Raw genomic sequence first — 5,367 nt, 5'->3', positions numbered from 1 at the left:
CCTTCCGGATGCTATCGGCGCCCGTGATCCTCTATGCAGGTGAAGGCCAGTACCTTGCCGCAACGTATGAGAAAGTGTTTGTGACCTGGGGCTCACCGGCGCCGCACGCCGAGCACGATCAGTACGTCCTCTGGATCAATCCCGCGACCCACCTCATCGACGTCGTTCGCTACACACTGCGCGACGCGGTGCCGCTCAGCTCTCCCGTGATGCGCCCTCTGATGAAGGTGTTTGCCGCGGGCACAATCCACTACGGCGCCTACAAGCGTCAGGATGGAGTCATGGTCGCCTTCGAGCAAACAATTACGCTCCCACCGCCCGAAGGAACCCGCGTGCCGTTACAGGAGAACTACTTCCACCGTCTCGTGATCGAGAGCGCCCGCTTCGATGGCTTCGACCCCGAAGCGCTCACCGTGGATCCAGCCCGGCCGGAAGTCGGGGACGCAAGACCCTGAGTACTGAACCCCAAGACTGATTGGTACTCCCGATAGGGCTCAAACCTATAACCTTCGGCTCTGGAGGATGACGAACGAGGTTTGTCCAATTGCCAACACGTCGACCCAATGACGGCCCCTATCGCGTCACGCTGCAAATCGAGCTGGTGGTGTACTATCGTAACAGATGCAGATTCCACACACTTCAACCAGGACAGAGGGGCCGGAGGAAGCCAGCTATCTGTATGCGCGGTTGGCCGCCCGGCTGCGTGCGCAGATCGCTCGCGGTGTCCTGTCTCCGGGAGACAGGCTGCCTTCGGTACGCGTCTTGAGCCGCCAAGAAGCCGTGAGCATCTCCACCGTCACTCAGGCCTACCTCAGCCTGGAGCGCGACGGACTGCTCGTTGCGCGCGAGCGATCCGGTTACTTCGTTTCTGCTCCGCCGGCTGCCCATCTCCTGCCGCGTTCACGCCCCGGCCCAATCGCACCGGTCCCGGTGAGCATCGCCAACGAGGTGAGCGAGGTGCTCGGCCGCACCCAGGAAACGCGACTGGTGCCCTTGGGCGTGGCCGCGCCGTGCCCCGCGTGGCTCCCCTTGCGTCACTTGAACCGCGCCGTCCGAAGCGTGTTGGCCGACGAACCCGGGCACAGCGCCGGCTACGGTCCGCTGACCGGTCACCCGGAGCTGCGCCGTCAGCTCGCCCGACGTGCTTTCGCCGCCGGCTGCACACTCGATCCCGACGATATCCTGGTGACTGCCGGGGGGCTCGAGGCGCTTAACCTCTGCCTGCGTGCGGTCACTCGGCCTGGCGACCTGATCGCAGTGGAGAGCCCCACCTATTTCGGGATTCTCCAGGCCGCGGAGTCGCTGGGGCTGCGAGTGGTCGAGGTACCGGCGGAGCCCGGCCGCGGGATCCGACTCGACCTGCTGGACCACGCCATCGCCCGGCACTATCCGAAGGCTGTGGTGTGCATGACCACATCCCACAACCCGCTGGGCTGCGTGATGAGCCGCGCCGCCAAAGAGGAGCTGGTTGCCCTCGTCACGCGCCGGCAGGTGCCGCTCATCGAGGACGACGTCTTCGGCGACCTGGCCTTCGGAGAGGTGCGCCCGCCCGCAGCGAAGGCGTTCGATGCGGCGGGTTTGGTATTGCTCTGCTCCTCGTTCTCGAAGACCCTGGCGCCCGGGCTGCGGCTGGGTTGGATAGAGGCCGGCCGCTTCCGCGATCGAGCGCGCTTCCTCAAGGGCATCACTTCGATGGCTACCGCCTCCCTGTCGCAGCTGAGCCTCGCCCGCGTCTTGGAGCACGGCCACTTCGAACGGCACTTGCGGCGGCTGCGGCTCCGTCTGGCGGATCAGGTGTCACGCGTCGTCTACGCGGTCACTGAGGCTTTCCCTCCGGGCACGCGCCTGACGCGGCCGGAGGGCGGCAATCTCGTCTGGGTCCAACTGCCTCCCAGAGTGAACGGCACGGAGCTCTACCGGCATGCGCTAGAGCAGGGCATTGCCATCCTGCCCGGGGAGATCTTTTCGACCCGGGGCCGCCACCGTGGCTTTGTCCGGTTGAGCTGCGGCGCGCCCTGGTCCCCGGTCATCGAGCACGCCCTCGGCGCCCTCGGAAAGCTGTGCCACCGCATGACCTGAGCGTGTTTCGCGCGGTATCCGCGGGATGGGACTTGGAGGCCAACCTCCAAATCCCTGGCGCTGTGCCGCAACCGATTACTGCGATCTGATGCTGTTCTGGATCTTAAGCGGCAAGCTACGCTCGATGGAAAGATGAAGACCATTGGAATGCTCGGGGGGATGGGGCCGGAAGCTACCATCGATTACTACCGCCTCATGATCGCTTCGTTTCGGGAGCGAAGGCCCGACGGCGGCTATCCACCGATCCTGATCAACAGCGTGGACTTGAGCCGTCTCTTGGCCTTCTTCGAAGCCGACGACAAGGCCGGGGCGACGGAGTTCCTGGCGACGGAGATGAACCGGCTCGCTGACGCAGGGGCTGACTTCGGGTTCCTTTCGGCCTGCGCTGCTCACTTTGTGTTCGAGCGTGTGCGCGAGCGATCGCGCCTCCCGTTGATTAGCATCGTGGAGGCGGCGGGGCTCGCAGCCGAACGGCTCGGCTTGAAGCATATGGGACTGATCGGCGCCCGCTTCACAATGCAGGGCCAGTTCTTTCAATCTGACTTCTCGGCCCGGGGTATCCTCTTGGTCCTACCCGCGCCGGACGAACAGGCCTACATCCACCAGATCTACCTCGGCGAGCTGCAAAAGGGGGTCTTTCGGCCGGAGACGCGCGAGGGACTGCTCGCGATCATCGAGCGGATGCGCCGGGAACAGCAGATCCAGGGGCTTGTCTTGGGAGGAACCGAGCTACCCCTTCTCTTGCGCGAGGCTAGGGACGTCGGAATCCCCTTCCTCGATACGACGCGCATCCACGTCGACCGGATCGTCGGGGAGCTGCTCTCCTAGTGGTCGAGGGTCTCGTCGCGGGAGTCTCAACGACTAGGAGTTCTATGTCCTTCTACGAGAATCTCGAGAAGATGGGGGTCGTGCTTCCCAAGTCGTGCTTCCCAAGATGACGCCGCCGGTCGCCGCCTTCGCCCGGTGGGTCCGGGCGGATAACCCGGACCGGTTGTATTAGAAAGCCGCGCATTCACCCGGCATGCGACCATGACTGATGCTCGAACCTCCGCCGGCAGGACCTGGCAAGTACTCGCCGATGTCGCCGATCGCTCCACGCGCTATCTCAATGGCATTGGCGAGCGTCGCGTCGCTCCCAGCCAGGAAGCGCTCGCGGGGCTGAAAGCATTCGATGTCCCTCTTCAGGACAGTCCGATGTCTGCTGACCAGGTCGTCGAGGAGCTGGACCGCATCGGCTCTCCCGCCACGATGGCGATTGCTGGTCCGCGTTTCTTCGGCTTCGTGAACAGCTCGGCGTTGCCGGCCGCGCTCGCGGCGAACTGGCTCTCAACGGCGTGGGAACAACACGGAGGCTTTTTTGTCTCGTCTCCGGGCAGCACTACGCTGGAACAGATCGCGCTTCGTTGGACAATCGAGCTGCTCGGACTCCCACGCGCTTCCGTGGGCGCTTTCGTCACCGGAACCACGGTTGCGCACATCACGTCACTCGCCGCCGCCCGGTGCTCGGTTCTCGCTCGGGTCGGATGGAATGTCGAGGCTGACGGGCTGTTTGGCGCGCCGCCAATCACTGTAATCGCGGGTGCCGAAGCGCATCCGACGCTTTTCAAGGCGCTTGGCGTCGTGGGTCTGGGACGCAACCGCGTCGTCAAGGTTCCCGTGGATTCGCAGGGCCGGATGAGCGCAGATGCACTCCCGTTCATTTCTGGCCCGACGATCGTGTGCCTGCAGGCGGGGAACGTGAACACCGGTGCTTTTGATCCCTTCAAGGAGGTCATCCAGTACGTGCGTGCGTCGAGAGCGCCGGCATGGGTTCATGTCGACGGGGCTTTTGGTCTGTGGGCGCGTGCCGCGCCGGCGCGGGCTCACCTCGCGGATGGACTCGAGCTCGCGGATTCCTGGGCCACCGACGCCCACAAGTGGCTGAATGCTCCCTACGACTGCGGCATGGCGATCGTGCGCGACGGCGAGGCACTGCGGAAGTCGATGGCGATCAATGCCGACTACCTTCCAAGCGATCAAACCAATCCATCGGATTACACTCCTGAAGTGTCCCGCCGGCCTCGCGGGGTCGACGCTTGGGCGTCGCTCCGTGCGCTCGGCCGAACGGGGCTCGCGGATCTCGTGGAGCGCAACTGCCGCCTGGCGAACCGCTTTGCGGAAGGTTTCAGCGATGCTGGGTGCCCCGTGCTCAACGACGTGGTTCTCAACCAGGTGCTCGTGTCCTTCGGCGACGCGGAGCGCACGCGCCAGGTGATCGCGGCAATTCAGGACGAGGGAACGTGCTGGGCCGGCGTGACCGTCTGGCAGGGTAAGACGGCGATGCGTGTGAGCGTGATCTCTTGGGCCACTACCGAAACGGACGTGGATCGCTCCATCGCGGCAATCTTGCGAATTGCTCGCGCCTAGGGAGGAGCCATTATCAAGCACCTTGGCATTCTCGCCCACAGCGCGGAGGGGGCCGCGCTCTGCCTCCGAGCCTTCTGCCAGGAGGGGTTCCGTGAGCTAGGCCCCCATGAACACCCGGATGTGACCCTGGACTGCATCGCCCTGGCACGCAGTATGCCCGCGTGGGACGAAGGGGACTACATTTCGATCCGAGCCACGTTGGCCGTGAGCGTGCAGCGACTCGCCCGTGCGGGCGCTGACTTCTTCGTCTGCCCGGACAACACCGCACACCTGGCTCTTGAACAACCGGGTGAGGAGCTTGCCCTTCCCGGCCTGCACATCGCTGAGGTGGTCGCCGACCGCGCCGCTCGCGATGGCCGCAGGCGCGTCGGCGTGCTTGGCACCAGGTACCTAATGGACGGTCCGGTCTATCCCACAGCGTTCGCCGGCCGTGGGATAGCCGCAGACGTGCCAGATGCGGGCGAGCGCTACATCATCAACAGGATCATCTTCGATGAACTGGTCAACGGTGTGTTCACCGCAAGCTCGCTTCAGGAGTACGTTCGCATCATCGAGCGGCTGGCGGCACGGGGCTGCGACGCCGTCGCCCTCGTGTGCACGGAGATCCCCCTTCTGGTGACGCCCGACGCCTCTCCGCTACCCACGCTGGACTCGACGCGCCTTCTGGCTCGCGCCGCCTTCGACGTTGCCGTCGACCATCGAGCCCTCCCGACGTGGCGCGGCGGACCGGTCGGAGACCGATAGCGCCGGTAGGAGCCTTTGCAAGGATCACTTTGCTAGAGATCAGAAGGCGAATCTACTGGAGTACGACGTGAAGAGTGGTTCCTGGAACCCGCTCTCAGCCATAGCCGCGTCCATTCCGTCGACGGCGCGCCTGGCAGG

The 5,367-nt window shown here is 64.7% G+C and carries 5 protein-coding genes; all 5 read left to right on the top strand.

Translation table 11 applies throughout. The features are described 5' to 3' along the window. Positions 1-455, top strand: a 455-nt coding sequence (locus tag VN461_20390; GenBank protein ID HXB57135.1) for a hypothetical protein, incomplete at its 5' end; no start/stop codon positions are given. 166 nt (positions 456-621) lie between these two features. Beyond that, positions 622-2,079 carry a PLP-dependent aminotransferase family protein gene (locus VN461_20385; GenBank protein HXB57134.1) on the top strand — a complete coding sequence of 486 codons (1,458 nt, stop codon included), beginning with the start codon at positions 622-624 and terminating at the stop codon, positions 2,077-2,079. A 132-nt stretch (positions 2,080-2,211) separates the two neighbouring features. Further along, positions 2,212-2,907, top strand: a complete 696-nt coding sequence (locus tag VN461_20380; GenBank protein HXB57133.1) for an amino acid racemase — start codon at positions 2,212-2,214, stop codon at positions 2,905-2,907. 201 nt (positions 2,908-3,108) lie between these two features. Beyond that, a complete protein-coding gene (locus VN461_20375; protein ID HXB57132.1) occupies positions 3,109-4,485 on the top strand; it encodes a pyridoxal-dependent decarboxylase in 1,377 nt (458 codons plus the stop codon). A gap of 120 nt (positions 4,486-4,605) precedes the next feature. After that, positions 4,606-5,229, top strand: coding sequence for an amino acid racemase (locus VN461_20370; GenBank protein HXB57131.1), 624 nt, complete (start codon positions 4,606-4,608; stop codon positions 5,227-5,229). Positions 5,230-5,367: the final 138 nt, after the last annotated feature.

It is taken from the genome of Vicinamibacteria bacterium (assembly GCA_035570235.1).
Taxonomy (GTDB): Bacteria; Acidobacteriota; Vicinamibacteria; order Fen-336; family Fen-336; genus DATMML01.
This window is presented reverse-complemented; position numbering and strand designations above follow the sequence as displayed.

Coding starts and splice junctions, on each gene's coding strand:
- VN461_20385 (HXB57134.1), top strand. CDS start 622: ATGCAGATTCCACACACTTCAACCAGGACAGAGGGGCCGGAGGAAGCC.
- VN461_20380 (HXB57133.1), top strand. CDS start 2,212: ATGAAGACCATTGGAATGCTCGGGGGGATGGGGCCGGAAGCTACCATC.
- VN461_20375 (HXB57132.1), top strand. CDS start 3,109: ATGACTGATGCTCGAACCTCCGCCGGCAGGACCTGGCAAGTACTCGCC.